25 protein-coding genes and 1 pseudogene are annotated in these 25,950 nt (G+C 55.6%); 19 read left to right on the top strand and 7 right to left on the bottom strand.

Going from position 1 to position 25,950, the window contains the following annotated elements; genetic code table 11:
• Window positions 1-230: 230 nt before the first annotated feature.
• Complete coding sequence (locus EQV90_RS13565; protein ID WP_002554837.1) at window positions 231-440, top strand: cold-shock protein; 210 nt, start codon at window positions 231-233, stop codon at window positions 438-440.
• A gap of 211 nt (window positions 441-651) precedes the next feature.
• Here EQV90_RS13565 and apbC read toward each other — a convergent pair whose 3' ends face one another.
• Window positions 652-1,746 carry an iron-sulfur cluster carrier protein ApbC gene (gene apbC / locus EQV90_RS13560; RefSeq protein ID WP_010655665.1) on the bottom strand — a complete coding sequence of 365 codons (1,095 nt, stop codon included), beginning with the start codon at window positions 1,744-1,746 and terminating at the stop codon, window positions 652-654.
• 148 nt (window positions 1,747-1,894) lie between these two features.
• Between apbC and metG the strand changes: the two genes are divergently transcribed.
• The 4 genes and pseudogenes from metG (at window position 1,895) to EQV90_RS13540 (ending at window position 6,092) form a co-directional block, all read left to right on the top strand.
• Window positions 1,895-3,946: a methionine--tRNA ligase gene (gene metG / locus EQV90_RS13555; RefSeq protein ID WP_003443166.1), complete on the top strand. Its 2,052-nt coding sequence runs from the start codon at window positions 1,895-1,897 to the stop codon at window positions 3,944-3,946.
• Window positions 3,947-4,102: 156 nt separating this feature from the next.
• Window positions 4,103-5,113 (top strand): annotated as a pseudogene (gene rsxB / locus EQV90_RS13550) (electron transport complex subunit RsxB); the annotation flags it as partial.
• A 51-nt stretch (window positions 5,114-5,164) separates the two neighbouring features.
• The gene (nth, locus tag EQV90_RS13545; RefSeq protein WP_003443169.1) at window positions 5,165-5,803 is read left to right on the top strand and encodes an endonuclease III; all 639 of its coding nucleotides are present in this window, start codon (window positions 5,165-5,167) and stop codon (window positions 5,801-5,803) included.
• Window positions 5,804-5,909: 106 nt separating this feature from the next.
• Entirely contained in the window at window positions 5,910-6,092 is a 183-nt protein-coding gene (locus EQV90_RS13540; protein WP_003443171.1) for a hypothetical protein, read from the top strand.
• Between the two features lie 85 nt (window positions 6,093-6,177).
• Here EQV90_RS13540 and EQV90_RS13535 read toward each other — a convergent pair whose 3' ends face one another.
• The 3 genes from EQV90_RS13535 to EQV90_RS13525 form a co-directional block, all read right to left on the bottom strand.
• Window positions 6,178-6,804: a response regulator transcription factor gene (locus EQV90_RS13535; RefSeq protein ID WP_003443174.1), complete on the bottom strand. Its 627-nt coding sequence runs from the start codon at window positions 6,802-6,804 to the stop codon at window positions 6,178-6,180.
• A 547-nt stretch (window positions 6,805-7,351) separates the two neighbouring features.
• Window positions 7,352-8,569 carry an argininosuccinate synthase gene (locus tag EQV90_RS13530; protein WP_003443176.1) on the bottom strand — a complete coding sequence of 406 codons (1,218 nt, stop codon included), beginning with the start codon at window positions 8,567-8,569 and terminating at the stop codon, window positions 7,352-7,354.
• A 128-nt stretch (window positions 8,570-8,697) separates the two neighbouring features.
• Window positions 8,698-9,603 carry an OmpA family protein gene (locus EQV90_RS13525; RefSeq protein WP_346769539.1) on the bottom strand — a complete coding sequence of 302 codons (906 nt, stop codon included), beginning with the start codon at window positions 9,601-9,603 and terminating at the stop codon, window positions 8,698-8,700.
• A gap of 155 nt (window positions 9,604-9,758) precedes the next feature.
• Between EQV90_RS13525 and pyrC the strand changes: the two genes are divergently transcribed.
• Together pyrC and rnt are read left to right on the top strand one after the other, a co-directional pair.
• Window positions 9,759-10,805: a dihydroorotase gene (gene pyrC, locus EQV90_RS13520; RefSeq protein ID WP_127196123.1), complete on the top strand. Its 1,047-nt coding sequence runs from the start codon at window positions 9,759-9,761 to the stop codon at window positions 10,803-10,805.
• The gene (gene rnt / locus EQV90_RS13515; protein ID WP_003443180.1) at window positions 10,802-11,476 is read left to right on the top strand and encodes a ribonuclease T; all 675 of its coding nucleotides are present in this window, start codon (window positions 10,802-10,804) and stop codon (window positions 11,474-11,476) included. The genes pyrC and rnt overlap by 4 nt, the downstream gene beginning before the upstream one ends.
• Window positions 11,477-11,553: 77 nt before the next feature.
• Here rnt and EQV90_RS13510 read toward each other — a convergent pair whose 3' ends face one another.
• Window positions 11,554-12,156 carry a peroxiredoxin gene (locus EQV90_RS13510; protein WP_003443181.1) on the bottom strand — a complete coding sequence of 201 codons (603 nt, stop codon included), beginning with the start codon at window positions 12,154-12,156 and terminating at the stop codon, window positions 11,554-11,556.
• Between the two features lie 283 nt (window positions 12,157-12,439).
• Here EQV90_RS13510 and EQV90_RS13505 point away from each other — a divergent pair, with 283 nt between their 5' ends.
• Entirely contained in the window at window positions 12,440-12,658 is a 219-nt protein-coding gene (locus EQV90_RS13505) for a bacterioferritin-associated ferredoxin (protein WP_003443182.1), read from the top strand.
• Between the two features lie 198 nt (window positions 12,659-12,856).
• On the top strand, window positions 12,857-13,327 hold the full coding sequence (bfr, locus tag EQV90_RS13500; RefSeq protein WP_003443183.1) for a bacterioferritin: 471 nt from the start codon (window positions 12,857-12,859) through the stop codon (window positions 13,325-13,327).
• 101 nt (window positions 13,328-13,428) lie between these two features.
• Here bfr and grxD read toward each other — a convergent pair whose 3' ends face one another.
• Window positions 13,429-13,770 (bottom strand): Grx4 family monothiol glutaredoxin, encoded by a 342-nt coding sequence (gene grxD, locus EQV90_RS13495; RefSeq protein ID WP_003443184.1) that lies wholly within the window; start codon window positions 13,768-13,770, stop codon window positions 13,429-13,431.
• Between the two features lie 409 nt (window positions 13,771-14,179).
• Between grxD and argF the strand changes: the two genes are divergently transcribed.
• Together argF and EQV90_RS13485 are read left to right on the top strand one after the other, a co-directional pair.
• A complete protein-coding gene (gene argF / locus EQV90_RS13490) occupies window positions 14,180-15,100 on the top strand; it encodes an ornithine carbamoyltransferase (RefSeq protein WP_003443185.1) in 921 nt (306 codons plus the stop codon).
• Window positions 15,097-16,206 carry an ABC transporter ATP-binding protein gene (locus EQV90_RS13485; RefSeq protein WP_003443186.1) on the top strand — a complete coding sequence of 370 codons (1,110 nt, stop codon included), beginning with the start codon at window positions 15,097-15,099 and terminating at the stop codon, window positions 16,204-16,206. Before argF ends, EQV90_RS13485 begins: the two co-directional genes overlap by 4 nt.
• A 112-nt stretch (window positions 16,207-16,318) precedes the next feature.
• Here the strand turns inward: EQV90_RS13485 and ybaK are convergent, their stop codons facing one another.
• Window positions 16,319-16,789: a Cys-tRNA(Pro) deacylase gene (gene ybaK / locus EQV90_RS13480; protein ID WP_010655659.1), complete on the bottom strand. Its 471-nt coding sequence runs from the start codon at window positions 16,787-16,789 to the stop codon at window positions 16,319-16,321.
• A gap of 381 nt (window positions 16,790-17,170) precedes the next feature.
• Here ybaK and EQV90_RS13475 point away from each other — a divergent pair, with 381 nt between their 5' ends.
• From EQV90_RS13475 to EQV90_RS13440, 8 genes are all read left to right on the top strand, one after another.
• Entirely contained in the window at window positions 17,171-18,022 is an 852-nt protein-coding gene (locus EQV90_RS13475) for an MIP/aquaporin family protein (protein ID WP_003443188.1), read from the top strand.
• Window positions 18,023-18,110: 88 nt separating this feature from the next.
• The gene (glpK, locus tag EQV90_RS13470; RefSeq protein WP_240878217.1) at window positions 18,111-19,616 is read left to right on the top strand and encodes a glycerol kinase GlpK; all 1,506 of its coding nucleotides are present in this window, start codon (window positions 18,111-18,113) and stop codon (window positions 19,614-19,616) included.
• 136 nt (window positions 19,617-19,752) lie between these two features.
• Window positions 19,753-20,508, top strand: coding sequence for a DeoR family transcriptional regulator (locus EQV90_RS13465; RefSeq protein ID WP_003443202.1), 756 nt, complete (start codon window positions 19,753-19,755; stop codon window positions 20,506-20,508).
• A 255-nt stretch (window positions 20,509-20,763) separates the two neighbouring features.
• Complete coding sequence (glpD, locus tag EQV90_RS13460) at window positions 20,764-22,302, top strand: glycerol-3-phosphate dehydrogenase (protein WP_240878216.1); 1,539 nt, start codon at window positions 20,764-20,766, stop codon at window positions 22,300-22,302.
• A gap of 359 nt (window positions 22,303-22,661) precedes the next feature.
• A complete protein-coding gene (locus EQV90_RS13455) occupies window positions 22,662-23,582 on the top strand; it encodes a glutamate/aspartate ABC transporter substrate-binding protein (protein WP_003443212.1) in 921 nt (306 codons plus the stop codon).
• A 202-nt stretch (window positions 23,583-23,784) separates the two neighbouring features.
• The gene (locus tag EQV90_RS13450) at window positions 23,785-24,531 is read left to right on the top strand and encodes an amino acid ABC transporter permease (protein WP_003443214.1); all 747 of its coding nucleotides are present in this window, start codon (window positions 23,785-23,787) and stop codon (window positions 24,529-24,531) included.
• Window positions 24,531-25,205, top strand: coding sequence for an ABC transporter permease subunit (locus EQV90_RS13445; protein WP_003443216.1), 675 nt, complete (start codon window positions 24,531-24,533; stop codon window positions 25,203-25,205). The genes EQV90_RS13450 and EQV90_RS13445 overlap by 1 nt, the downstream gene beginning before the upstream one ends.
• Window positions 25,202-25,936 (top strand): amino acid ABC transporter ATP-binding protein, encoded by a 735-nt coding sequence (locus EQV90_RS13440; protein ID WP_003443218.1) that lies wholly within the window; start codon window positions 25,202-25,204, stop codon window positions 25,934-25,936. The genes EQV90_RS13445 and EQV90_RS13440 overlap by 4 nt, the downstream gene beginning before the upstream one ends.
• The last annotated feature ends 14 nt before the right edge of the window (window positions 25,937-25,950 follow it).

Here is a 25,950-nt window from a genome sequence, read left to right as displayed (position 1 = left end):
GCACGGACAACCGCCAGTCACGTTTTTAGAGAAACCTTTGCAAAGACCCTTTGCACGTTCGGCAAAAAGGGTTAAGGTGGCGCCACTGTGCTGCTTGTGTCACTGAGAATCTCTACACGATATGTTGAATTTCGATCCAACCATCTCCAAGAATTTTTCCTGCTCTTTGCACTCAGTCTCGGCCAGGGCTTTTCCTGCGTCGCAGTTTTCTTTGTTCAAGGAGTTACACCATGTCTAATCGCCAAACTGGTACCGTTAAGTGGTTCAACGATGAAAAAGGCTTCGGCTTCATCACTCCACAATCCGGTGACGACCTGTTTGTTCACTTCAAAGCAATCCAATCCGACGGCTTCAAAAGCCTGAAAGAAGGCCAACAGGTTTCTTTCATCGCTACCCGCGGTCAGAAAGGCATGCAAGCTGAGGAAGTTCAAGTTATCTAACTTGTACTGATCCAGTAAAAAACCCCGCCCTTAAAAGCGGGGTTTTTTTATGCCCGCAATAAATGCACCCGGCAACCCTTTGTAATCCCCTGGCTTGCCAGCGATGCAGGGGATGCGGTTCGACTTCAGACCATGTAGATGTAATCGCTGGCGAGCCAGCTCCCACAGTTACTCAGCGCTTGCGCCAAACTGCATCCCCTGCTGCCAACCGTCAGTCGTCGCTGCTGGTGATTGTAGGCATGGCCTGCGAGGCAGCCTCAGACATAACTATGCGCGCCCCGACATGCCGGGCCAGTTCCTGATAGATCAACGCAACAGGGCTGTCCGGATCTGCAATCGCAGTTGGCTTGCCATTATCGGCCTGCTCACGAATCGCCATCGACAGCGGCAGTGACGCAAGCACTTCAACGCCGTACTGAGTGGCCAGCTTCTCGCCACCGCCTTCGCCGAACAGATGCTCGGCATGACCGCAGTTCGAGCAAATGTGCACCGCCATGTTTTCCACAACACCCAGTACCGGGATATTCACCTTGCGGAACATCTCGACACCTTTACGCGCATCCAGCAACGCCAGATCCTGCGGGGTCGTCACTATCACCGAACCGGTCACCGGGACTTTTTGCGCCAGGGTCAGCTGAATATCACCCGTGCCGGGCGGCATATCGATGACCAGATAATCCAGATCATTCCATGCCGTTTGCGTAACCAATTGCAGCAATGCGCCCGACACCATCGGACCGCGCCATACCATTGGCGTGTTGTCGTCGGTCAGAAACGCCATCGACATCACTTCGACACCATGGGCCTCAATCGGCACAAACCACTTCTGATCACGAATTTTCGGACGGGTGCCTTCAGCAATACCAAACATCACCCCCTGGCTCGGACCATAGATATCCGCATCCAGAATCCCCACCCGCGCGCCTTCACGCGCCAGCGCCAGCGCCAGGTTGGCAGCAGTAGTCGACTTGCCTACACCACCTTTCCCGGAAGCCACGGCCACAATGTTTTTCACATTGGCCAGGCCCGGGATCTGAGCCTGAGCCTTATGCGCAGCAATCACGCAGCTGACCTCAACCTTGGCCGAGGACACCCCGTCCATGTTGCTGATAGCCATTTGCAACATTTGCCCCCAGCCACTCTTGAACAGACCGGCGGCATAACCCAGCTCCAGCCGAACGCTGACGTGCTCACCCTGGACTTCAATGTTACGTACGCACCCGGCACTGACCGGATCCTGATTCAAATAAGGGTCGGTGTATTGGCGAAGGACGGCCTCCACCGCTGCGCGATTGACTGCGCTCATGGGCAACTCCCGAAAAAGACTGAGTAAAACAGCCCGCTATCGTACCTACAAAAACACCGTAAACGATCAGATACACGTCGACGGGGTGAAATAAATTGCCCGGCGCTTTATAGTGGCCGACCACCGTCTCATCAAGTAGCCGAGCCCCATGTCCGAGCCACGCAAGATCCTCGTCACCAGCGCCCTGCCCTATGCCAATGGTTCAATTCACCTTGGCCATATGCTTGAGTACATCCAGACCGATATGTGGGTGCGCTTCCAGAAGCATCGCGGCAATCAATGCACTTACGTCTGCGCAGACGACGCCCACGGCTCGGCAATCATGTTGCGCGCCGAGAAAGAAGGCATCACGCCAGAACAACTGATCGCCAACGTCCAGGCTGAACACAGCGCCGACTTTTCCGAGTTCCTCGTCGATTTCGATAACTTCCATTCGACCCATTCCGAAGAGAACCGTGAGCTGTCGAGTGCGATTTACATCAAGTTGCGCGAAGCTGGGCATATCGCCACCCGCTCGATCACCCAGTATTTCGACCCGGAAAAGAAAATGTTCCTGGCCGACCGCTTCATCAAGGGCACTTGCCCTAAATGCGGCACGGATGATCAGTACGGCGACAACTGCGAAAAATGTGGTGCGACCTATGCACCAACCGACCTGAAAAATCCAAAGTCAGCGATCTCGGGGGCAACCCCGGTACTCAAGGACTCCCAGCACTTCTTCTTCAAGCTGCCAGACTTCGACGCCATGCTCAAAAGCTGGACCCGAAGCGGCGCACTGCAAGATGCAGTCGCAAACAAAATCGCCGAATGGCTGGATGCAGGACTGCAGCAGTGGGACATTTCCCGTGATGCGCCCTACTTCGGGTTCGAGATTCCGGACGAGCCGGGCAAGTACTTCTATGTCTGGCTGGATGCGCCAATCGGCTACATGGCCAGCTTCAAGAACCTGTGTGCTCGCCGTCCGGAACTGGACTTCGATGCGTACTGGGCCAAGGACTCCACCACCGAGCTTTATCATTTCATCGGCAAGGACATCGTGAATTTCCACGCCCTGTTCTGGCCTGCCATGCTCGAAGGCGCTGGCTATCGCAAGCCGACAGCGATCAACGTCCATGGCTACCTGACCGTCAACGGTCAGAAAATGTCCAAATCCCGCGGCACCTTCATCAAGGCCCGTACTTACCTTGATCACCTTTCGCCGGAATACCTGCGCTACTACTACGCATCCAAACTGGGCCGTGGCGTCGATGACCTTGACCTGAACCTGGAAGACTTCGTACAGAAGGTCAACTCGGATCTGGTGGGTAAAGTTGTGAACATTGCCAGCCGTTGCGCAGGCTTCATTCACAAGGGTAACGCCGGGGTAATGGTCGAAGGCAATGCGGCTCCCGAACTCACCGATGCGTTCCTGACTGCGGCACCGAGCATTGCCGAGGCTTATGAAGCCCGCGACTTCGCTCGTGCCATGCGTGAAATCATGGGCCTGGCCGATCGGGCCAACGCCTGGATTGCCGAGAAAGCGCCATGGGCAATGGCCAAACAGGAGGGCAAGCAGGACGAAGTTCAAGCGGTCTGCGCATTGGGCATCAACCTGTTCCGTCAACTGGTGATCTTCCTCAAGCCGGTTCTGCCAGTGCTTGCCGCTGACGCCGAAGCCTTTCTGAACGTTGCACCTCTGACCTGGGCAGATCACAGCACCCTGCTGGCCAACCATCAGCTCAATGCGTTCAAACCGCTGATGACGCGCATCGATCCGGTAAAAGTACAAGCCATGAGTGATGCATCTAAAGAAGACCTGGTTGCCAGCCAGACAGATACCGGCACAGCCGCTCCTCAAGGCAACGGCGAACTGGTAAAAGAACCGCTTGCAGCCGAGATCGACTTCGATGCTTTTGCCGCGGTGGATCTGCGGGTAGCCCTGATCCTCAAGGCCGAAGCGGTTGAAGGCGCAGACAAACTGCTGCGCCTGACCCTGGATATCGGCGACGAACAACGCAATGTGTTCTCGGGGATCAAAAGCGCTTATCCGAACCCGGCTGAACTTGAAGGTCGCCTGACCATGATGATTGCCAACCTGAAACCGCGAAAAATGCGCTTCGGGATGTCTGAAGGCATGGTGATGGCTGCCGGCCCCGGCGGTGAAGAAATTTACCTGCTTAGCCCGGACAGCGGCGCCAAGCCAGGCCAGCGCATCAAGTAACATGTCCTCCCCATCCGCTAACGGCCAACTAGCCGTTAGCGGATGTTGATCCCTAGCCGCCCTTCTTGTCTTGCCGGATAATCAGCGCCGCTGGTTTAACCGCCTCACACCCTCTTATTCACTGCGCATGATGAGTGTCGCCCGGGTGCGGCCCGCCGTCGCTGGACTGATCACACCATGAGCCTGATTCAACGTATTGATGCCTTATTGCCGCAAACCCAGTGCGGAAAATGCGGCCACCCCGGCTGCAAACCCTATGCGCAAGGTATTGCCCAGGGCGAGCCCATCAATAAATGCCCGCCCGGCGGGACCGAGACCATCGCCGCACTGGCTGATTTGCTTGCCATTCCCGTGGTGGCCCTGGACACCGGGCGTGGTACCGCGCCGGCACAGGTAGCCTACATTCGCGAAGCTGAGTGTATCGGCTGTACCAAGTGCATCCAGGCCTGCCCTGTCGACGCGATCCTCGGCGCAGCCAAGCTCATGCACACTGTAATCATTGATGAATGCACCGGTTGCGACCTCTGTGTTGCGCCCTGCCCTGTCGATTGCATAGAGATGCGCCCTCTGCCGGCCAATGTAATCCCGATTGTTGCCGGACTTGCCCACGAGCCCGAACAGTACAAGGCTCGTCACCAAAAGCGCGATCACGCACGCAGCCGCTTTGAGCGACGTACCGAACGCCTGCTCCGCGAGGAGCAACACAAACAGGCAGAACGCCTGGCACGCGCCCAGCGTTCGTCAGCCGTCGACGGCACCGGGCAACTCAAAGAGCCGACAACCGGGTCTTCCAGTGCCGACGAAATGGCGCTGAAAAAAGCCAAGGTCACACTGGCAATGGCACGCGCACAGTTAAACAAATCGCTTAAAGCCTTTGGTCATCCTCCTACTGCACAACAGCAATCCCAGCTGGTGCTCCTGCAACAACAATTTGAGGCAGCCGAACAGGCACTGGCGCAATTTGAACCTGCCCCTGAAGCCTCAATTAGCGCACCGGCCATAAACAACGCGGAACTTAAACGTGCAAAAATCCAGCTCGCCATGCGCCGGGCAGAACTTAAAAAAGCCATCACCCAAGAACAGCCCAGTGCGCAACTGGCGCTTTTGAATGACGCGGTTACACAGGCAGAATTGGCTATCAGCGCTTTGGAGTCACCCAAAGCCTGATGGATTTTAGCCATGAAATAACTGACCGCTCTCCAGGAATTGTGTTTACCCATGAACGCCGCAAAGCGCCTTGAAATATTTCGCCGGTTTCACGAAGACAATCCCGAGCCCAAAACCGAACTGGCCTACACGTCTCCCTTCGAATTATTGATTGCCGTTATCTTGTCTGCGCAAGCCACCGACGTAAGCGTGAACAAGGCAATGGCCAAATTGTTTCCAGTCGCAAATACCCCAGAAGCCATCTACGCTCTGGGAGTGGAAGGGCTGTCGCAGTACATCAAAACCATCGGCTTGTATAACAGCAAGGCCAAGAACGTTATCGAAACCTGTCGTTTACTGATTGAACGGCATGCCGGCCAGGTTCCACAAACCCGCGAGGAGCTTGAAGCGCTTCCCGGTGTAGGTCGTAAAACAGCAAACGTCGTGCTTAACACCGCCTTCAGACAGCTGACCATGGCCGTAGATACCCATATTTTCAGGGTCAGCAACCGAACCGGTATTGCACCAGGCAAAAATGTGGTCGAGGTTGAAAAGCAATTAATGAAATTCGTACCCAAGCCTTATCTGCTCGACGCCCACCACTGGCTCATCCTGCATGGTCGTTACGTTTGCCAGGCGCGCAAGCCGCGCTGCGGGAGCTGCCGCATAGAAGACCTGTGTGAATTCAAGCAAAAGACCTCTGACGATTGAGCGATAGAGCGTTTATGTGCTGATCGATTGAGAAAATCTTTTTTACCCGCGCAGCGATTATCGCTATAAGGGGCGCCATTGAATGTCTTAGCCTGGAGTGAACTGAATGAGCACTGGCAAAGAACAACTGGAAGTGGAAGAAGATTTTCCTGTCTCAGATCCGGAAGAGATAGTGGAACCTGTGGTTGAGGTAGCTAAAACCAATTTGGCCAAACGCCGGACGATTGATGCGCTTTTAGCTGAAAAGCGCCTGAAAAAAGAGCTGGAAGATTATCCTTACGATCTTTGACTTTTAGCTCGCGAGATCAAAAGCCTCCATTAACGGAGGCTTTTTGTTTTCAGGAGCTGTCGAAGAGCAACGGCTCACATCCTATTCATTCCAGACCATTACGCTGCGCCAATTCAATAAGATCAACCAGCGAGCGGGCATTGAGTTTCAATAGAAGACGCGTTTTGTAAGTACTCACGGTCTTGTTACTCAAAAATATGCTGTCGGCTATTTCCTTGTTGCTCTTACCCCTTGCCAGTTGTTGCAGCACCATCATTTCCCGCCCCGACAGACGATTGATCATATCTGTTTCACTGGTACTACCAAAATTGGAACGCGTGGAGTGCAAGGCCTGGCTCGGAAAATAGCTATACCCTGAAAGCACTGCCTTGATCGCACTCAACAGCTCAGTCAAACCTTGCTGCTTGCAAACGTAACCCGCGGCCCCCGCCTGCATGCAACGCATGGAAAAATGACCGGGCACTTGCGAGGTCAACACCAATATCTTTATAGGCATTACAGTTGTTGACAAGCGAGCTATAACTTCAAGGCCGTCAAGCCGGGGGATTCCGATATCCAGAATCACAATATCGGGTGTGTGCTCGCGAGCAAGTTGCAAAGCATCCACACCATTGTCCGTCTCTGCTATGACTTCGTATCCATGTCGCTCCATGAGCACGCGCACAGCAAGACGAACTACCGGGTGATCATCCACGATCATTACTTTATTCATGGGACAATTCCATTTTTCGCCGTTCTAAATTTTAGAGCCAATACAATAACCTAGTCATAACAGCCTGGGCATACCTCCTTGCCAGGTACCAACATTCAAAGAAAATTCCTACACGAAATAAAGATTTATCCTAAAAAACAACACCAAACGATTATTAGTCCCTCTCGCAAAACCTGTGGGCACTGTGTGCCGCACAAGAAAGACCTCAGATTGTATATTCAACCTTAATTGCGACTGACAGGCATTACTACAAACTGTAGTAAGTTCCATCAGGTTCACCTGGCGACTTGAAGTGCGCACGCTGCGCCAACCCGAAATCAAGCCCATGATCATGCCGCCAATAGCCCTGGCATTGAATTTTTAAAATTGATCCGTATCAAAATATAACATCAGAAAACATTAATCTGTTTCTGATTAATTCAAACTATGCCGCAAGTTTTTTACCCGCAAAGACATGTATGTGTATACCTCTGATGTTGACAACGACACTTCAGGCAGAGCAAAAAAAACCCGGCCTGAAGGCCGGGTTTTTTCATGTGTGCATATATCAGAACAGTTTACGGCCTTTATTCGCAGCAATACGCATGCGCAAGGCGTTCAACTTGATGAATCCAGCAGCATCAGCCTGGTTGTAAGCGCCGCCGTCTTCTTCGAATGTTGCAATATTTGCATCAAACAACGATTCATCAGATTTGCGACCGGTAACGATCACGTTGCCTTTGTACAGCTTGAGGCGAACTACACCGTTAACGTGAGCCTGGGAAGCATCAATCATTTGTTGCAGCATGATGCGCTCAGGGCTCCACCAGTAGCCGGTGTAGATCAGGCTGGCGTACTTGGGCATCAACTCGTCTTTCAGGTGTGCAACTTCACGGTCCAGAGTAATAGACTCAATGGCACGGTGAGCGCGCAGCATAATGGTGCCGCCCGGAGTTTCGTAGCAGCCACGGGACTTCATGCCGACATAACGGTTTTCAACGATGTCGAGACGGCCAATGCCGTGCTCGCCGCCGATACGGTTCAAGGTCGCCAGGACTGTAGCCGGGGTCATTTCAACGCCGTCCAGCGCGACGATATCACCGTTGCGGTAGGTCAGTTCCAGGTACTGCGGGGTGTCAGGCGCTTTCTCCGGGGAGACGGTCCAACGCCACATGTCTTCTTCGTGCTCGGTCCAGGTGTCTTCCAGCACGCCGCCCTCGTAAGAGATGTGCAGCAAGTTGGCGTCCATCGAGTACGGCGATTTTTTCTTGCCGTGACGCTCGATCGGGATGGAATGCTTTTCAGCATAATCCATCAGCTTTTCACGGGAGAGCAGATCCCACTCACGCCATGGCGCAATTACCTTCACACCAGGCTTCAGTGCGTAGGCACCCAGTTCGAAACGAACCTGATCGTTACCCTTGCCTGTCGCGCCATGGGAGATGGCATCTGCACCGGTTTCGTTGGCGATTTCAATCAGGCGCTTGGCAATCAGCGGACGTGCGATGGAAGTACCCAGCAGGTACTCGCCTTCGTAAACGGTGTTGGCGCGGAACATAGGGAACACGAAGTCTCGAACAAACTCTTCGCGCAGGTCATCAATATAGATTTCCTTGACGCCCATGGCTTGCGCCTTGGCGCGTGCAGGCTCGACCTCTTCCCCCTGACCCAGGTCAGCGGTGAAGGTTACGACTTCACAGTTATAAGTATCCTGCAGCCACTTGAGGATCACCGAAGTGTCCAGGCCGCCCGAATAAGCCAGAACGACCTTGTTTACGTCCGCCATGCCATCACTCCACGGGTTGTTCGAAAAGCCGAACAGTCTACCGCTCAAGTGCGAGAAATTACAGAGGCGCGACACGTTAAGACGACAAAGCGACAGTAAGTTTCAACAAGGCGACCAGTCGTCGCTACTCAGGACGCCGTACCCAAACTCGCCACACTGGCTGACGGGGCGGCTTTTCCGGGCTCGGGCACACGTTCCATGCGCACGCTGACACGACGGTTTTTAGCGCGGTTGCTGGCACTGGTATTAGGCACCAAGGGGTATTGTTCGCCATGGAAGCGCAACGTCATCTGCGATTCTTGCATGCCGCTTTCCTTGAAGTAGTTCATCACCGCCAGGGCCCGGCGCCGCGACAACTCACGATTGGTCAAACGATTGCCACTATTGTCTGAATAACCGTCAAGGATGAGGTGATTGACCGTAGGGTCTGCCTTTAAGTAGTCGAGCATGACTTGCAAATTGGTCCGGGCCTTGATGTCCAGCTCGATGCCACCGTCTGGAAATCCGATCTGGCTGTGGCGCACCTGCTCGAAGTTTTTGGCCAACAGCTTTGTAGTACAGGCCTCATAATCGCCGTAGGCCTGGCGAAACTTGACCGGCAATAAACGAACCTCCGACAAACCGCCGGCAGGCGAGTAATGCCTCACCAGGGGGCTACGGCCTTCCAGCAGGCCACGAAACAAGCGCCCTGCCTGAGCCTGCGAACTGTTGAAAAGTACGTGGCCGCGCCCGATGCGCACCGGCCCCAGATCAATGTCACCCCGACCCGGCTGCCACGGCGCAGCGGCTGCCAGCAAGGTTGCAGAACCTTCGCCCAGCATTGAGTTGTAGGCATTGAGGCGAAATACGGCCTGCTCACCAGCCCGGCGCACGAAGGCTCCCGAACCGAAATCGGTAATCGGCTGGATCAGCCGGCATTCAAATTTGTCGCCCTCGACCTTCCACTCAATATTCTCCAGTCGAGTCTGAAAAGTCAGGGCCATGGCTGGCAGGCTGGCAAACATGCCGAGCAGAATGAAATAACACTGGCGCACCGCAGCCTCCACAGCCTTGTACTGCAAAAAAACAGTCCGTCGATTTACCGCAGACCCTTCGTATATCGGTTAGCCGCGACAAAACTTGATAGCGAGTGCCTGAGAGAGTCTTTTCCGGTAGCATTCGCATCAGTTTGACCCGCCTGGAATTCCCAATGTCTGACCGCCTGACCCTGCTGCGTCCCGACGACTGGCATATACATCTTCGCGATGGTGCTGTGTTGCCCCACACTGTCGCAGATGTGGCGCGCACTTTTGGCCGCGCCATCATCATGCCAAACCTGGTACCTCCGGTGCGTAATGCCGCCGAAGCAGATGCCTACCGCCAGCGCATTTTGGCTGCTCGCCCGGCTGGTAGCCGTTTCGAGCCGCTGATGGTGCTTTACCTCACTGACCGTACCCAGCCTGAAGACATCCGCACGGCCAAGGCCTGTGGCTTCGTGCACGCCGCCAAGCTGTATCCGGCTGGCGCCACGACCAACTCCGATTCTGGCGTGACCAGCATCGATGCGATCTTCCCGGTCCTTGAAGTCATGGCCGAAGTCGGCATGCCCTTGCTGATACACGGCGAAGTTACCCGCGCCAACGTCGACGTGTTTGACCGCGAAAAAATCTTTATCGACGAGCATATGCGCCGCGTTGTTGATCGCTTCCCGACCCTAAAAGTCGTGTTCGAGCACATCACCACCGCAGATGCAGTGCAGTTCGTCAATGAAGCTTCGGCTAACGTAGGCGCAACCATTACGGCTCACCACCTGCTTTACAACCGCAACCACATGCTGGTTGGCGGCATTCGCCCGCACTTCTATTGCCTGCCGATCCTCAAGCGCAACACCCATCAGGAAGCCCTGCTGGATGCGGCCACGAGCGGCAGCGAGAAGTTCTTCCTGGGCACAGACTCGGCGCCCCATGCCCAGCATGCCAAAGAAGCCGCGTGCGGATGTGCCGGGTGCTACACCGCCTACGCAGCCATCGAGATGTATGCCGAAGCATTTGAACAGCGTAACGCGCTGGACAAACTGGAAGCCTTTGCCAGCTTGAACGGCCCCCGTTTCTACGGACTGGCCCCCAGTACCGAACACATCACCCTGGTTCGCCAGGAGTGGACCGCCCCAACCAGTCTGCCATTCGGCGAGCTGACCGTAATTCCGCTGCGCGCCGGTGAAAAACTGCGCTGGCGCCTGCTGGAGGAACAGCTGTGAGTGACGACCATTATGATGACGAACACGAAGGCGGTCATGGCGGCGGCTCACGCCACCCGATGGCCGAGCGTTTTCGCGGCTATCTGCCGGTCGTAATCGATGTTGAAACCGGCGGTTTCAACAGCGCCACTGATGCCTTGCTGGAAATTGCAGCGGTCACCATCGGCATGGATGAAAGAGGCTTTGTGTATCCCGAACACACCTATTTCCACCGTGTTGAACCCTTCGAAGGCGCGAACATCGAAGCTGCGGCACTGGAATTTACCGGTATCAAGCTTGATCACCCGTTGCGCATGGCTGTCAGCGAAGAAACGGCCCTGACCGACATCTTCCGTGGCGTGCGTAAAGCCCTGAAAGCCAACGGCTGCAAACGCGCCATTCTGGTGGGTCACAACAGCAGCTTTGACCTGGGTTTCCTCAACGCAGCTGTCGCGCGTCTGGACATGAAACGCAACCCGTTTCACCCGTTCTCCAGCTTCGACACCGCCACCCTGGCAGGCCTGGCATACGGCCAGACGGTATTGGCCAAAGCCTGTCAAACAGCCGATATCGACTTTGACGGTCGTGAAGCTCACTCGGCACGCTATGACACTGAAAAGACCGCCGAGCTGTTCTGCGGCATTGTTAACCGCTGGAAACAAATGGGTGGCTGGAAAGACTTCAACGACTGATCCTGTGGTCAAGGCTTACTTCACCCCATAAAAAAACCGGACCCAGGGTCCGGTTTTTTTATGCCTGAAGCAGACCCTTACAGCTGGTCAGCATTCTCGGTCAGGTAAGCAGCAACGCCTGCAGTCGAAGCAGTCATGCCTTTGTCGCCTTTCTTCCAGTTGGCAGGGCAAACTTCGCCGTGCTCTTCGTGGAATTGCAGAGCGTCAACCAGACGCAGCAGCTCATCCATGTTACGGCCCAGTGGCAGGTCGTTAACGATCTGGGAGCGAACAACGCCTTTGTCATCGATCAGGAATGCGCCACGCAGAGCAACGCCGCCTTCGGTTTCAACGTCATAAGCCTTGCAGATTGCGTGATTGATGTCGGCTGCCATGGTGTATTTCACCTGGCCGATGCCGCCATTGTTCACTGGCGTGTTGCGCCATGCGTTGTGAGTGAAATGGGAGTCGATGGACACGGCTACCACTTCAACGTTACGCGCCTGGAACTCAGGAATGCGGTGATCCAGAGCAATCAGCTCGGACGGGCAAACGAAAGTGAAGTCCAGCGGGTAGAAGAACACCAGGCCATATTTGCCTTTGATGGCAGTGGACAGCGAGAAGCTGTCAACGATTTCGCCATTGCCGAGTACGGCTGCGACGGTGAAGTCAGGGGCTTGTTTGCCTACGAGTACGCTCATTGGATATCTCCTGGTGTGCAACGTGAAAAACGGGACCCGGCCAGGCTGCCATCGTGAAACAACAGCCTTGAAACCAGCTCTCGCGGAAAAAATGACCGTCCATCATACACCGCTCGTCCGAACCGGCCTTAACCCTTTTTCACCCCCCGAAAAACTCTCGACTCATACCGTTCGTCACTACAGGACCGCCAAGGCCTGATTGAGACTCAAGGTACTTTGACAATCATTCTCGTTAACATTAAGATCCTTCGCATTGAATCCCAACCAGCGATGGTTCTTATTTATGTACGTTTGCCTTTGCACTGGCGTCACCGATGGAAAAATCCGCGACGCAATCTACGACGGTTGCTGCAGCTACCGTGAAGTGCGTGAAGCGACGGGTGTCGCAAGCCAATGTGGCAAATGTGCCTGTCTGGCCAAGCAAGTGGTTCGTGAAACCCTGTCCTCGTTGCAAGCCAGCCAGTCTGTGATGAGTTATCCGGCGGAATTTTCAGTCGCCTGAATCGAGAATTTTGAAGAGCCGGACTTAATGTCCGGTTTTTTTATGTCTAAAATTCAAGCGCTTAGGACCAAGACGCGGAACACAAACATTCTTATTCCGATTAATTTTCATTTATTATTCAAACACTTAGGTTTGACAGTCGTAAGTACGCGGATCAAACTCTGCCTTATATACGGTTACTTAAGGCAGGCCCTAGCCATGAAAGGCGACATTTCAGTCATCCAGCACCTCAACAAAATTCTCGGCAACGAACTGGTCGCTATCAACCAATACTTCCTGCATGCACGCATGTATCAGGATTGGGGCCTGGAGAAGTTGGGTGCACACGAGTACCACGAGTCCATCGACGAGATGAAACACGCGGACAAACTGATCAAGCGCATCCTGTTCCTTGAAGGCCTGCCAAACGTACAAGACCTGGGCAAGCTGCACATCGGCGAGCACACAAAAGAAATGCTGGAGTGCGACCTGCGCATCGAAAGGACCGGCCACGCCGATCTCAAGACCGCGATCGCACACTGCGAAGTTGTAGGTGACTTTGGCAGCCGTGAACTTCTGGAAGATATTCTTGAATCTGAAGAAGAGCATATCGACTGGCTGGAAACACAGCTGGGCCTGATCGACAAAGTAGGGATTGAGAATTACCTGCAGTCGCAAATGGGTGAATAACCAACACGCCACGGCTCAATAAAAAAGCCCCGCCCTGTTTAATCAGGAGCGGGGCTTTTTATGCACGGTCACTTAACTAAAAGTGACCGTGGCGATTGTCTTCACGCTTCAGTCTTGCTCGCTGCGGCTTTTTCTACAGCGGCTTTGATCGTCGACTGCAAAGAACCGTCTGCTGCCATCTCGGTCATGATGTCGCTACCGCCGATCAATTCACCACCTACCCACAGCTGCGGGAAAGTTGGCCAGTTGGCGTATTTCGGCAGGTTGGCGCGAATTTCAGGATTCTGAAGGATATCCACGTAAGCGAATTTCTCACCGCAGGCCATGACAGCTTGCGCAGCTTTAGCCGAAAAGCCGCACTGCGGGGCGTTCGGGGAGCCTTTCATGTAGAGCAGAATGGTGTTGTTAGCAATCTGTTCTTTAATAGTTTCGATGATATCCATGGAGCACCTCGGCTGAACTTTCCGACTCAGTTGTCGGCACGGTGGCGCATTGTAACGGAAAGCCGGGCCTGACGCTCGGTCTCCCCGACAGACAATAGTCCGAATTCCCACCTGCGAAGCAGCGCCAACATGGCACACAATTGCCAAGCAGCCTGAGGGCAGTGTACAAATGGGCCGCTGAGGTGAGGCAAACCACTCAATGGTGGTTCAAGCCTGGTGCTCATATAGCGCAAGTCTCGCTCGAACCTCTAAACGCACGACCCTTATTGGCAAGACGCGACATTTCCTTATAAGATCGCGCCTTCCCCTATTTCCGTCGCCCCGTGCGGCTTTCGCCGCAGGTCTCGCCCGTTTTTCCGAAAAACCCGGCTTTGAGCATCTGCGATCGTTGCAAAAAAGGTAGTTTATGATGAGCGCAAGGCACTTTCTCTCCCTGATGGATTGCACGCCCGAAGAACTACTCAGCGTGATTCGTCGCGGTATCGAGCTCAAGGACCTGCGCGAGCGCGGCGTACTCTTCGAACCCCTGAAGAACCGCGTTCTGGGAATGATTTTCGAAAAGTCATCGACCCGTACCCGACTGTCTTTTGAGGCCGGCATGATTCAACTTGGCGGTCAGGCCATCTTCCTGTCCCCACGCGATACCCAGTTGGGTCGTGGCGAGCCGATCGGCGACTGCGCCATTGTCATGTCACGCATGCTTGACGCTGTCATGATCCGCACCTTTGCCCACAGCACCTTGACCGAATTCGCAGCCAATTCCCGGGTACCGGTCATCAACGGCCTCTCGGACGATCTGCACCCCTGCCAACTGCTGGCCGACATGCAGACCTACCTGGAACATCGCGGCTCGATCAAAGGCAAAACCGTGGCCTGGATCGGCGATGGCAACAACATGTGCAACAGCTATATAGAAGCGGCGATCCAGTTCGACTTCCAGCTGCGTGTGGCCTGCCCTGAAGGCTATGAGCCCAACCCCGGGTTCGTGGCCCTGGCCGGGGATCGCGTAACCATCGTCCGCGATCCCCGTGAGGCTGTAGCGGGCGCCCATCTGGTGAGTACTGACGTCTGGACCTCGATGGGTCAGGAAGAAGAAACGGCCAAGCGTTTAAAGCTGTTTGCACCCTATCAGGTCAACCGCGCCCTGCTCGACCTTGCCGCCGAAGATGTGCTGTTCATGCACTGCCTGCCTGCGCACCGGGGTGAAGAAATCAGCCTCGACCTGCTGGACGACCAGCGCTCTGTCGCGTGGGATCAGGCCGAAAACCGCCTGCACGCGCAAAAAGCACTGCTCGAATTTCTCGTTCAACCGGCGTACCAACCCGTATGAGCCAGCCGCTATTGCTCAACCTGCGCGACCTGGCCTGTGGATACCAGGGCCAGAGCGTGGTGCAAAACCTCAACCTGCATCTCAATGCAGGGGACATTGGCTGCCTGCTTGGCTCCTCGGGGTGCGGGAAAACCACTACGTTGCGCGCTATTGCCGGCTTCGAACCCGTACACCAGGGTGAAATCCAGCTGGCCGGCGAAGTCATCTCCAGTGCCGGTTTCACACTGGCACCCGAGAAACGTCGCATCGGCATGGTGTTTCAGGACTACGCTCTTTTTCCGCATCTAAGCGTGGCCGACAACATCGCGTTCGGTATCCGCAAACACCCTGACAAAGAGCGCGTAACCCAAGAGCTGCTTGAACTGGTCAACCTCAAGAACCTTGGCAAACGCTTCCCCCACGAGCTTTCCGGCGGCCAGCAGCAACGGGTCGCTCTGGCCCGTGCTCTGGCCCCCGAGCCACAGCTGTTACTGCTTGACGAGCCCTTCTCCAACCTCGATGGCGAACTGCGGCGCAAGCTCAGCCATGAGGTGCGCGACATCCTGAAAGCCCGTGGCACCAGCGCAATTCTGGTAACCCACGATCAGGAAGAAGCCTTCGCTGTCAGCGACCATGTCGGCGTCTTCAAGGAAGGCCGCCTTGAACAGTGGGATACCCCCTACAACCTTTACCACGAGCCTCTGACGCCGTTTGTTGCGAGTTTTATAGGTCAGGGTTACTTCATTCGCGGGCAGTTGCTGAGCCCGGAGTCGGTACAAACCGAGCTGGGTGTATTACGAGGCAATCGTGCCTACACCTGGCCGACCGGAGGTGCAGTTGATGTGCTACTGCGTCCGGACGATATCGTCTACGCCCCGGACAGTGAGCTGAAGGCGCGAATTATCGGCAAAACCTTTTTGGGCGCATCGACCCTGTACCGCCTGCAACTGCCTACCGGCAGCCAGCTGGAGTCGATTTTCCCGAGCCATGCCGATCACTTGCCGGGAGCAGAAGTCGGCATTCGCGTTGCAGCCGAACATCTGGTGATGTTCCAGACCAGCGGCAGCACGGCTGCGCAAATTCAACACACCGAGTCTGGCGTAAGACGTTTCAGTACAACTGGTTAAGCGCTCGCTGCCAGACCAGATCCCACATTTTTGAACTGCAAAACCCCGCATGAGCGAGCTTTTCAACGCAATAACGAAGAGCTCGCGGGGCAAGCAGGTTCCTGCAACCCCCTCAGATACGCCCCACAGGCGCAAAGATTGCCTGGGTGTGCTCTGCCAGTACCGCAGGCGCCAGTTCCACTTCCAGTCCGCGTCGACCGGCGCTGACAAAAATCGTCGCAAAACCCTGTGCACTTTGATCAATAAAGGTACGCAGGCGTTTCTTCTGCCCCAGCGGACTGATGCCGCCCAATAGATACCCCGTCGCACGCTGTGCTGCCGCAGGGTCCGCCATTTCGACTTTCTTGACCGCAGCCGCCTGGGCCAGCGCTTTTAAATCGAGACTTCCGACGACCGGTACAACGGCCACCAGCAGCTCACCCTTTTCACTGCTGGCCAACAGTGTCTTGAACACCTGCGCCGGCGTGAGACCAAGCTTTTCCGCGGCTTCCAACCCATAGGACGCGGCCTTGGGGTCGTGTTCGTAGCTGTGTACCCGGTGTTCGGCGCGAACTTTTTTCAGCAGGTCCAGTGCAGGCGTCATGACAGCTCCAGTCAGGAATCGGACGAAGTAAACCAAGCCCGAATATTAGGCTATTGCACGGCAAAAAGGCGCTGGAGCAGGCCTTTCAGCGCCCCATCAAGCTGAAACGTTAAACTCGAACCTACCAATTTGTGTTCTTTGCTTACACAAAAATAAGTACCAAACCTGCGGTAAAAAGTCAGAATGTGGCTGAGCGTTCACTTTCGACCTTTGACAGCAGTGTTTCTTGTCTATATTTTTTCGAATATGAATATACCCGAGCATTTCAGCCATTCTGTTACCCAGGCCTGAAAAACCCGGATCGAGACGCTCCGGTTTTAATACAGCCCCATTGGCAACCCGGACTGACAACGTAAAAAAACAACAAAAACGAGGTTTAAAATGACGACTGCTACCCGGCACCCCACACTTTCAGGCCAGTGCATGGCCGAGTTTCTCGGCACCGCGCTGCTAATCTTCTTCGGCACAGGTTGTGTTGCAGCCCTCAAGGTAGGCGGTGCCAGCCTGGGCCTGTGGGAAATCAGCATCATCTGGGGGGTTGGGGTAAGCATGGCGATCTACCTGACTGCGGGCGTGTCCGGTGCGCACCTGAACCCCGCCGTCAGCATCGCACTCTGTCTGTTTACCGATTTCGACAAGCGCAAACTTCCCTTCTACATCATCGCCCAGGTCGCGGGAGCCTTTTGCGCAGCGGCTTTGGTATACACGCTCTACAGCAATTTATTTTTCGATTACGAACAAACCCATCAAATGGTTCGCGGCAGCCAGGCAAGCCTGGAACTGGCCTCGGTGTTCTCGACCTATCCACACCCTGCACTCTCGACCTTGCAAGCTTTCCTCGTCGAAATGGTCATTACCGCAATCCTCATGGGCGTGATCATGGCCCTGACCGATGACAAGAACGGTTTGCCCCGCGGCCCATTGGCGCCGTTGCTGATTGGCTTGTTGATTGCGGTAATCGGCAGCTCGATGGGTCCGCTGACAGGTTTTGCAATGAACCCTGCGCGTGATTTCGGGCCCAAGCTGATGACTTTCTTGGCTGGCTGGGGTGACATTTCGCTTACTGGCGGGCGCGACATTCCTTATTTCCTGATTCCAATCTTTGCCCCGATCGTGGGTGCCTGCCTCGGCGCAGCCATATATCGCGGGATGATTGCCCGCCACTTGCCTGCTGACGAACCCGTGGCAACGGACGCCCAAGCCATCGCAGAGGTAAAAACCCAGGCTTCCTGATATCGACTTATGAAACGGGGCGCACGAGACTACTGCCCATAACTTTCTCGCGCCCTGAACCCATTACTTCATTCTGCAAGGCAATCAAATGACCGACATTCAGAATAAGAACTACATCATTGCGCTGGACCAAGGCACCACCAGTTCGCGAACGATCATCTTCGATCGTGACGCAAACGTGGTCTGCACCGCGCAACGCGAGTTTCAACAGCACTATCCGCAGCCAGGCTGGGTCGAACATGACCCGATGGAAATTTTTGCCACCCAAAGCGCGGTCATGGTCGAAGCCCTGGCTCAAGCCGGCCTGCATCATGATCAGGTTGCGGCGATCGGCATCACCAACCAGCGGGAAACCACGGTTGTCTGGGACAAAATCAGCGGGCGTCCGATCTACAACGCCATTGTCTGGCAGTGCCGGCGCAGCACCGAGATCTGCGAGCAGCTCAAGCGCGACGGTCACGAGCAATACATCAGCGACACCACCGGTCTGGTGACCGACCCGTACTTCTCCGGCACCAAGCTGAAGTGGATCCTCGACAACGTCGAAGGCAGCCGCGAGCGCGCACGTAATGGCGAACTGCTGTTCGGCACCATCGACAGCTGGCTGATCTGGAAATTTACCGGCGGCAAAACCCACGTCACCGACTACACCAATGCTTCGCGCACCATGCTCTTCAACATCCACACCCTGGACTGGGATGCCAGGATGCTGGAAGTGCTGGATATCCCTCGCGAAATGCTGCCTGAAGTGAAATCGTCTTCAGAGATCTACGGGCGCACCAAAAGCGGCATCGCCATTGGCGGTATTGCCGGAGACCAACAGGCCGCGCTGTTCGGTCAGATGTGCGTTGAGCCGGGCCAGGCCAAAAACACCTACGGGACTGGCTGCTTCCTGTTGATGAACACCGGCTCCAAGGCCGTCAAGTCGACTCACGGCATGCTGACTACCATTGCCTGCGGCCCACGAGGCGAAGTGGCCTACGCACTGGAAGGCGCTGTGTTCAACGGCGGCTCCACAGTGCAGTGGCTGCGTGATGAATTGAAAATCATCAACGACGCCCATGACACCGAATACTTCGCCAACAAGGTCAAAGACAGCAATGGCGTGTACCTGGTACCTGCGTTCACCGGCCTGGGGGCTCCTTACTGGGACCCGTATGCCCGTGGCGCACTGTTCGGTCTGACCCGTGGTGTCCGCGTGGATCACATCATCCGTGCCGCGCTGGAGTCGATTGCCTACCAGACACGCGATGTACTGGATGCCATGCAGCAAGACTCGGGCGAACGCCTCAAGGCCTTGCGCGTAGATGGCGGCGCTGTCGCCAACAACTTCCTGATGCAATTTCAGGCAGACATTCTCGGCACCATGGTTGAACGTCCGCAAATGCGTGAAACCACTGCCTTGGGCGCGGCCTACCTGGCCGGTCTGGCCTGCGGCTTCTGGAGCAGCCTGGAAGAGTTGCGCGGCAAGGCGGTGATTGAACGCGAGTTCGAACCTGCACTTGAGGATGCTTGCAAAGAGAAGCTCTACGCGGGCTGGAAAAAGGCCGTGAGCCGTACTCGTGACTGGGAACCCCACGAAGAAAGCAACTAAACACGCCCTGATACGCGAGCAGCGGATACCTTTGGTATTCGCTGCTACGCCTATGGTTCATGGCACCTGCGAGTAGCAGGCGGCGCTTTCCTGCGGCATGATGGGCGAATTTGCTTCGCCGCCCAAAGGAAACTCCATGAATCTGCCTCCACGCCAACAACAGATCCTCGAACTCGTTCGCGAACGTGGCTATGTCAGCATCGAGGAAATGGCTCAGTTGTTCGTCGTTACACCGCAGACCATCCGTCGCGACATCAATCAGTTGGCAGAAGCCGACCTGTTGCGTCGCTATCACGGTGGCGCCGCCTATGACTCCAGCGTTGAAAACACCGCCTACGCCATGCGCGCCGACCAGATGCGCGATGAAAAACGCCGTATTGGCGAAGCCATCGCCGCCCAGATTCCCGATCACGCCTCGATTTTCATCAATATCGGTACCACTACCGAATCCATTGCCCGGGCGCTGCTCAACCACAATCACCTGAAAATCATCACTAACAACCTGCATGTCGCTTCAATCCTGAGCGCCAAGGATGATTTTGAAGTCCTGATAGCCGGCGGTAACGTGCGCCGCGATGGCGGCATCGTGGGCCAGGCCAGCGTCGACTTTATCAACCAGTTCAAGTTCGACTTTGCACTGGTCGGTATCAGCGGCATCGATTCAGACGGCAGCCTGCTGGATTTCGATTATCAGGAGGTGCGTGTTTCCCAGGCCATCATCGCCAATGCCCGACAGACCATTCTCGCCGCTGACTCCAGTAAATTCGGGCGCAACGCGATGGTCCGCCTCGGGCCTATCAGCCTGATCGATTGTCTGGTCACCGACCAGCCGCCGGTCCCGGAACTTGCGCAACTGCTCGCCCAGTACAAAATCCGCCTGGAAGTGGTTTAACACCACACCGCACAAACTCCCGCAGGAGCGAGTGTGCCTCGCGATGACAGCACGGCCAGGCCCATGCATGCCTCGCGTGAATCGCGAGGCAACTGGCCCACGCGCTAAAATGTTCGAAATTCTTCCTTTTCCCCTCCTTCGATGAGTTTTTTCAATCGAAGCGCGCTGGCTCTGTCGGCCTTTATCCGCTACCATTTTCGAAAATGAACATTAATGTTCGAATTCAAATATGCGTAAAGAACGCGAGGCCTACATATGTCCCTGACCACCTTGCCTGCCACTCCCCTCGCCGAGGTTTACGATGTCGCCGTCATTGGCGGTGGAATCAACGGGGTAGGGATCGCGGCAGACGCTGCCGGTCGAGGCTTGTCTGTGTTCCTTTGCGAAAAAGACGATCTGGCCAGTCACACCTCGTCCGCCAGCAGCAAGCTGATTCATGGTGGCCTGCGCTACCTGGAGCATTACGAGTTCCGCCTGGTGCGCGAAGCCCTGGCCGAGCGCGAAGTGTTGCTGGCAAAAGCCCCGCATATCGTCAAGCCCATGCGCTTTGTCTTGCCCCATCGCCCGCACTTGCGCCCGGCATGGATGATCCGTGCCGGTCTGTTCCTGTATGACCACCTGGGCAAGCGTGAAAAGCTCGCCGGTTCTACCAGCCTCAAGTTCGGTACCGACAGCCCGTTAAAAGCAGAAATCACCAAAGGCTTCGAATACTCGGACTGCTGGGTGGATGACGCACGCCTTGTAGTACTCAACGCCATGGCTGCGCGGGAAAAAGGTGCGCATGTACATACCCAGACCCGATGCGTCGGAGCTCGTCGCAGCAAAGGCTTGTGGGAGCTGAATCTTGAGCGCGCTGACGGCAGCCTGTTTTCGATTCGCGCCAAGGCTTTGGTCAACGCTGCCGGGCCCTGGGTGGCCAAGTTCATCAAAGACGATCTCAAGCTGGACTCGCCATACGGCATTCGCCTGATTCAGGGCAGCCACCTGATCGTTCCGAAGCTGTATGACGCACCCAACGCCTTCATCCTGCAGAACGAAGACCAACGGATAGTGTTCACCATTCCGTACATGGACCAGTTCACCATCATCGGTACTACTGACCGCGAATACACCGGCGACCCGGCCAAAGTCAGCATCACCGAACAGGAAACCGACTATCTGCTGAACGTGGTCAACGCCCACTTCAAACAGCAAGTGAGCCGTGCCGACATTCTGCGCACTTACTCCGGCGTACGCCCGCTGTGCAATGACGAGTCGGACAACCCGTCGGCGGTCACCCGTGACTACACCCTGGCACTGTCCGGCGTGCCGGGCGAAGCACCTTTGCTGTCGGTGTTTGGTGGCAAGCTGACCACTTACCGCAAGCTGGCTGAATCGGCCATGGCCCAACTGACGCCGTACTTTACTCAGATCAAGCCAAGCTGGACCGCCAAGGCCACCCTGCCGGGTGGCGAAAACATGACTACCCCGCAAGCCCTGAGCGCTGCCCTGACCAGCAAATACAACTGGCTGGATACTGCCATTGCCAAGCGCTGGGCAATCACCTATGGCAGCCGCTCATGGAACCTGCTGGACGGTGCGCAAGGGCTGGACGATATGGGTGAGCATATCGGTAGCGGTCTCTACAGTCGTGAAGTCGACTACCTGTGCACACAGGAATGGGCACTGGATGCACAGGACATCCTGTGGCGCCGGACCAAGCTCGGCTTGTTCACCACGGCCCAAGAGCAGGAACACCTGGCGCAATACATGGCCACACTGGACTTGAAGCATCGCAAGGTAGCAGCCGCTTGATGGCATGACGCGCGGCATGAACGAGCCTGCTCGCGAAGGTACCCTCCCCGGTTTTCTGACAACCGGATTGCCTTCATCGCGAACAGGCTCGCTGCTGTAGCCCGGTTTCATTCGGTTTTCCGAACAGCAAGCCCCACATTGATTCGGCTTTCCGGGCATTCCCTATCGACAGCCATTCTTGAAATATTAAAAAACCTTTATAAATCATATAGATGAGCATTATTCACGCGTTTGGCACGACTCATGCTCTACACTCTGAGCCGAATGCTTAAACAGTGCTCAAGCCTGTTGGGCTATTCCTAGTACAAAAAGGGTCCGCAAACGGGCTCAATAAAAAAAACAATGTCGAGGAAACATCGATGCGCATCGTTCCGCAACTTTTGAGCGCAGCTATTGCTGCAGCTCTGATTAGCACTCCAGTTTTTGCAGCCGAATTGACCGGCACACTGAAGAAAATCAAAGAATCCGGCACCATCACCCTCGGGCATCGTGACTCCTCCATCCCGTTCTCTTACATCGCTGATGGCTCCGGCAAGCCGGTTGGCTACTCCCACGATGTGCAACTGGCAATCGTCGAAGGGCTGAAAAAGCAACTCGACATGCCCGACCTCAAGGTCAAGTACAACCTGGTCACTTCCCAGACCCGCATCCCGCTGGTGCAGAACGGCACCGTTGACGTTGAGTGTGGTTCCACCACCAACAACGCGGAACGCGCCCAGCAAGTAGACTTTTCGGTCGGCATCTTCGAAATCGGTACTCGTCTGCTGTCCAAAAAGGACTCGCCTTACAAGGACTTCGCTGACCTGAAAGGCAAAAACGTGGTCACCACCGCGGGCACGACTTCGGAGCGCATCCTCAAGGCGATGAACGCCGACAAGCAGATGGGCATGAACGTGATCTCGGCAAAAGACCACGGCGAAGCCTTCAACATGCTTGAGTCGGGCCGCGCTGTAGCCTTCATGATGGATGACGCACTGCTGGCCGGTGAAATGGCCAAGGCCAAGAAGCCAACAGACTGGGCCGTGACCGGCACGCCACAGTCGTACGAAATTTATGGCTGCATGCTGCGTAAAGGTGATCCTGACTTCAAGAAAGCCGTGGATGACGCCATCATCACTTACTACAAGTCTGGCGACGTCAATAAATCCTACGCCAAATGGTTCCAGTCCCCTATCCCGCCAAAAGGTCTGAACCTCGACTTCCCGATGAGCAAAGAGCTCAAAGAGCTGATCGCCAACCCGAACGACAAGCCGGCACCTGAAGAAAAACCAGCGGCCTGATCCCTGGCTGAGGCGACTTGTGAGCGCGATTGAACGCGCTCACAAGTCTTGTTCACCGGCTGTACTGCTTCTTACTGCATTAGAGAACACTCGAACCCCTGATGATCGAGCGGGCTCGGTGTGCCTGACGGACCCTGTCGGGTGAGAACGGATTCCCTGAAGCAAGTGCTTTTTTATAGACCCATCTGAGGGGAGACCCTGTATGAATTACAACTGGGACTGGAGCGTGTTCTTCAAGTCCACCGGCATAGGCAGCGAGACATATCTCGACTGGTTTATCTCCGGTCTGGGCTGGACCATTGCGATCGCTGTTGTCGCCTGGATTGTTGCACTGATACTGGGCTCGATGCTGGGCGTCATGCGCACCATGCCAAACCGCCTGGTAGCCGGCATCGCCGGGGTGTACGTGGAAATCTTCCGCAACGTACCACTGCTGGTTCAGCTGTTTATCTGGTACTTCCTGGTACCCGACCTGCTGCCGCAGAACCTGCAGGACTGGTACAAGCAAGACCTCAACCCGACCACCTCGGCCTACCTGAGCGTTGTCGTGTGTCTGGGTCTGTTCACCGCCGCCCGTGTCTGCGAACAGGTACGTACCGGTATTCAGGCCCTGCCCCACGGGCAAGAAGCCGCCGCGCGCGCCATGGGCTTCAGCCTGTCGCAGATCTACTGGAACGTGCTGCTGCCACAAGCCTACCGAATCATCATTCCACCGCTCACCTCCGAATTCCTGAACGTGTTCAAGAACTCGTCTGTGGCATCGCTGATCGGTTTGATGGAGTTGCTGGCACAAACCAAACAGACGGCAGAGTTTTCCGCCAACCTGTTTGAAGCCTTCACCCTGGCCACGCTGATTTACTTCACCCTGAACATGAGCCTGATGTTGCTGATGCGCCTGATCGAGAAGAAAGTCGCGGTGCCCGGCCTGATGTCATTGGGGGGCAAATAATGGACTTCTTCGATTTCAGCGGGATTGTTCCTGCCCTGCCGGGCCTGTGGAACGGCATGCTCATGACCTTGAAACTCATGGTCCTGGGCGTTATCGGCGGTATTGCCCTGGGCACCGTGCTGGCGTTGATGCGTTTGTCGTCCAGCAAGTGGCTGGCCAACCTGGCCGGCGCTTACGTGAACTACTTCCGCTCCATCCCGCTACTGCTGGTCATTACCTGGTTCTACCTGGCGGTCCCGTTCGTACTGCGCTGGATCACCGGCAAAGACACCCCGATCGGTGCATTCGAATCATGCATGGTGGCATTCGTCATGTTCGAAGCCGCCTACTTCTGCGAAATCGTGCGGGCCGGCGTACAGGCCATTCCCAAAGGCCAGATGGGCGCAGCCAAAGCGCTGGGCATGAGTTACGGCCAGGCCATGCGCCTGATCATCCTGCCCCAGGCCTTTCGCAAAATGACCCCGCTGCTGTTGCAACAGAGCATCATTTTGTTCCAGGACACCTCGCTGGTTTACACGGTTGGCCTTGTGGACTTCCTCAATGCCTCGCGCTCCAGTGGCGACATCATCGGCCGCTCCAATGAGTTCCTGATCTTCGCCGGTCTGGTGTATTTCATCATCAGCTTTTCCGCCTCGCTGCTGGTCAAGCGTCTGCAAAAAAGGTTTGCCGTATGATCTCGATCAAGAACATCAACAAGTGGTACGGGGACTTCCAGGTACTGACCGACTGCAGTACTGAAGTCAAAAAAGGCGAAGTGGTTGTAGTCTGCGGCCCGTCCGGCTCCGGTAAATCGACCCTGATCAAGTGCGTCAACGCCCTGGAACCGTTCCAGAAAGGCGACATCGTGGTCGATGGCACTTCGATTGCCGACCCGAAAACCGATCTGCCAAAACTGCGCTCGCGGGTGGGCATGGTGTTCCAGCATTTCGAACTGTTCCCGCACATGACCATCACCGAAAACCTGACGATCGCGCAGATCAAGGTATTGGGGCGCAGCAAGGAAGAAGCCACCAAAAAGGGCCTCGAACTGCTGGAACGCGTTGGCCTCTCGGCACATGCCCACAAGCACCCGGGACAACTCTCCGGCGGCCAGCAACAGCGCGTAGCCATTGCCCGCGCACTGGCCATGGACCCGATCGTCATGCTGTTTGACGAACCGACCTCGGCCCTCGACCCGGAAATGGTTAACGAAGTACTGGACGTGATGGTGCAACTGGCCCACGAAGGCATGACCATGATGTGCGTCACCCATGAAATGGGCTTTGCACGCAAGGTCGCCAACCGGGTGATCTTCATGGACCAGGGCAAAATCGTCGAAGACTGTGAGAAAGAAGAGTTCTTCGGTGATGTAACGGCCCGTTCCGAGCGTGCGCAACACTTCCTCGCCAAAATCCTGCAGCACTAAGCAGCACCATTCCT

Source organism: Pseudomonas sp. TMW22089, from assembly GCF_022496645.1.
GTDB lineage: Bacteria > Pseudomonadota > Gammaproteobacteria > Pseudomonadales > Pseudomonadaceae > Aquipseudomonas > Aquipseudomonas paraversuta.
Note: the sequence above shows the minus strand (reverse complement) of the source record. Positions and strands in the feature narration are given on the sequence as shown.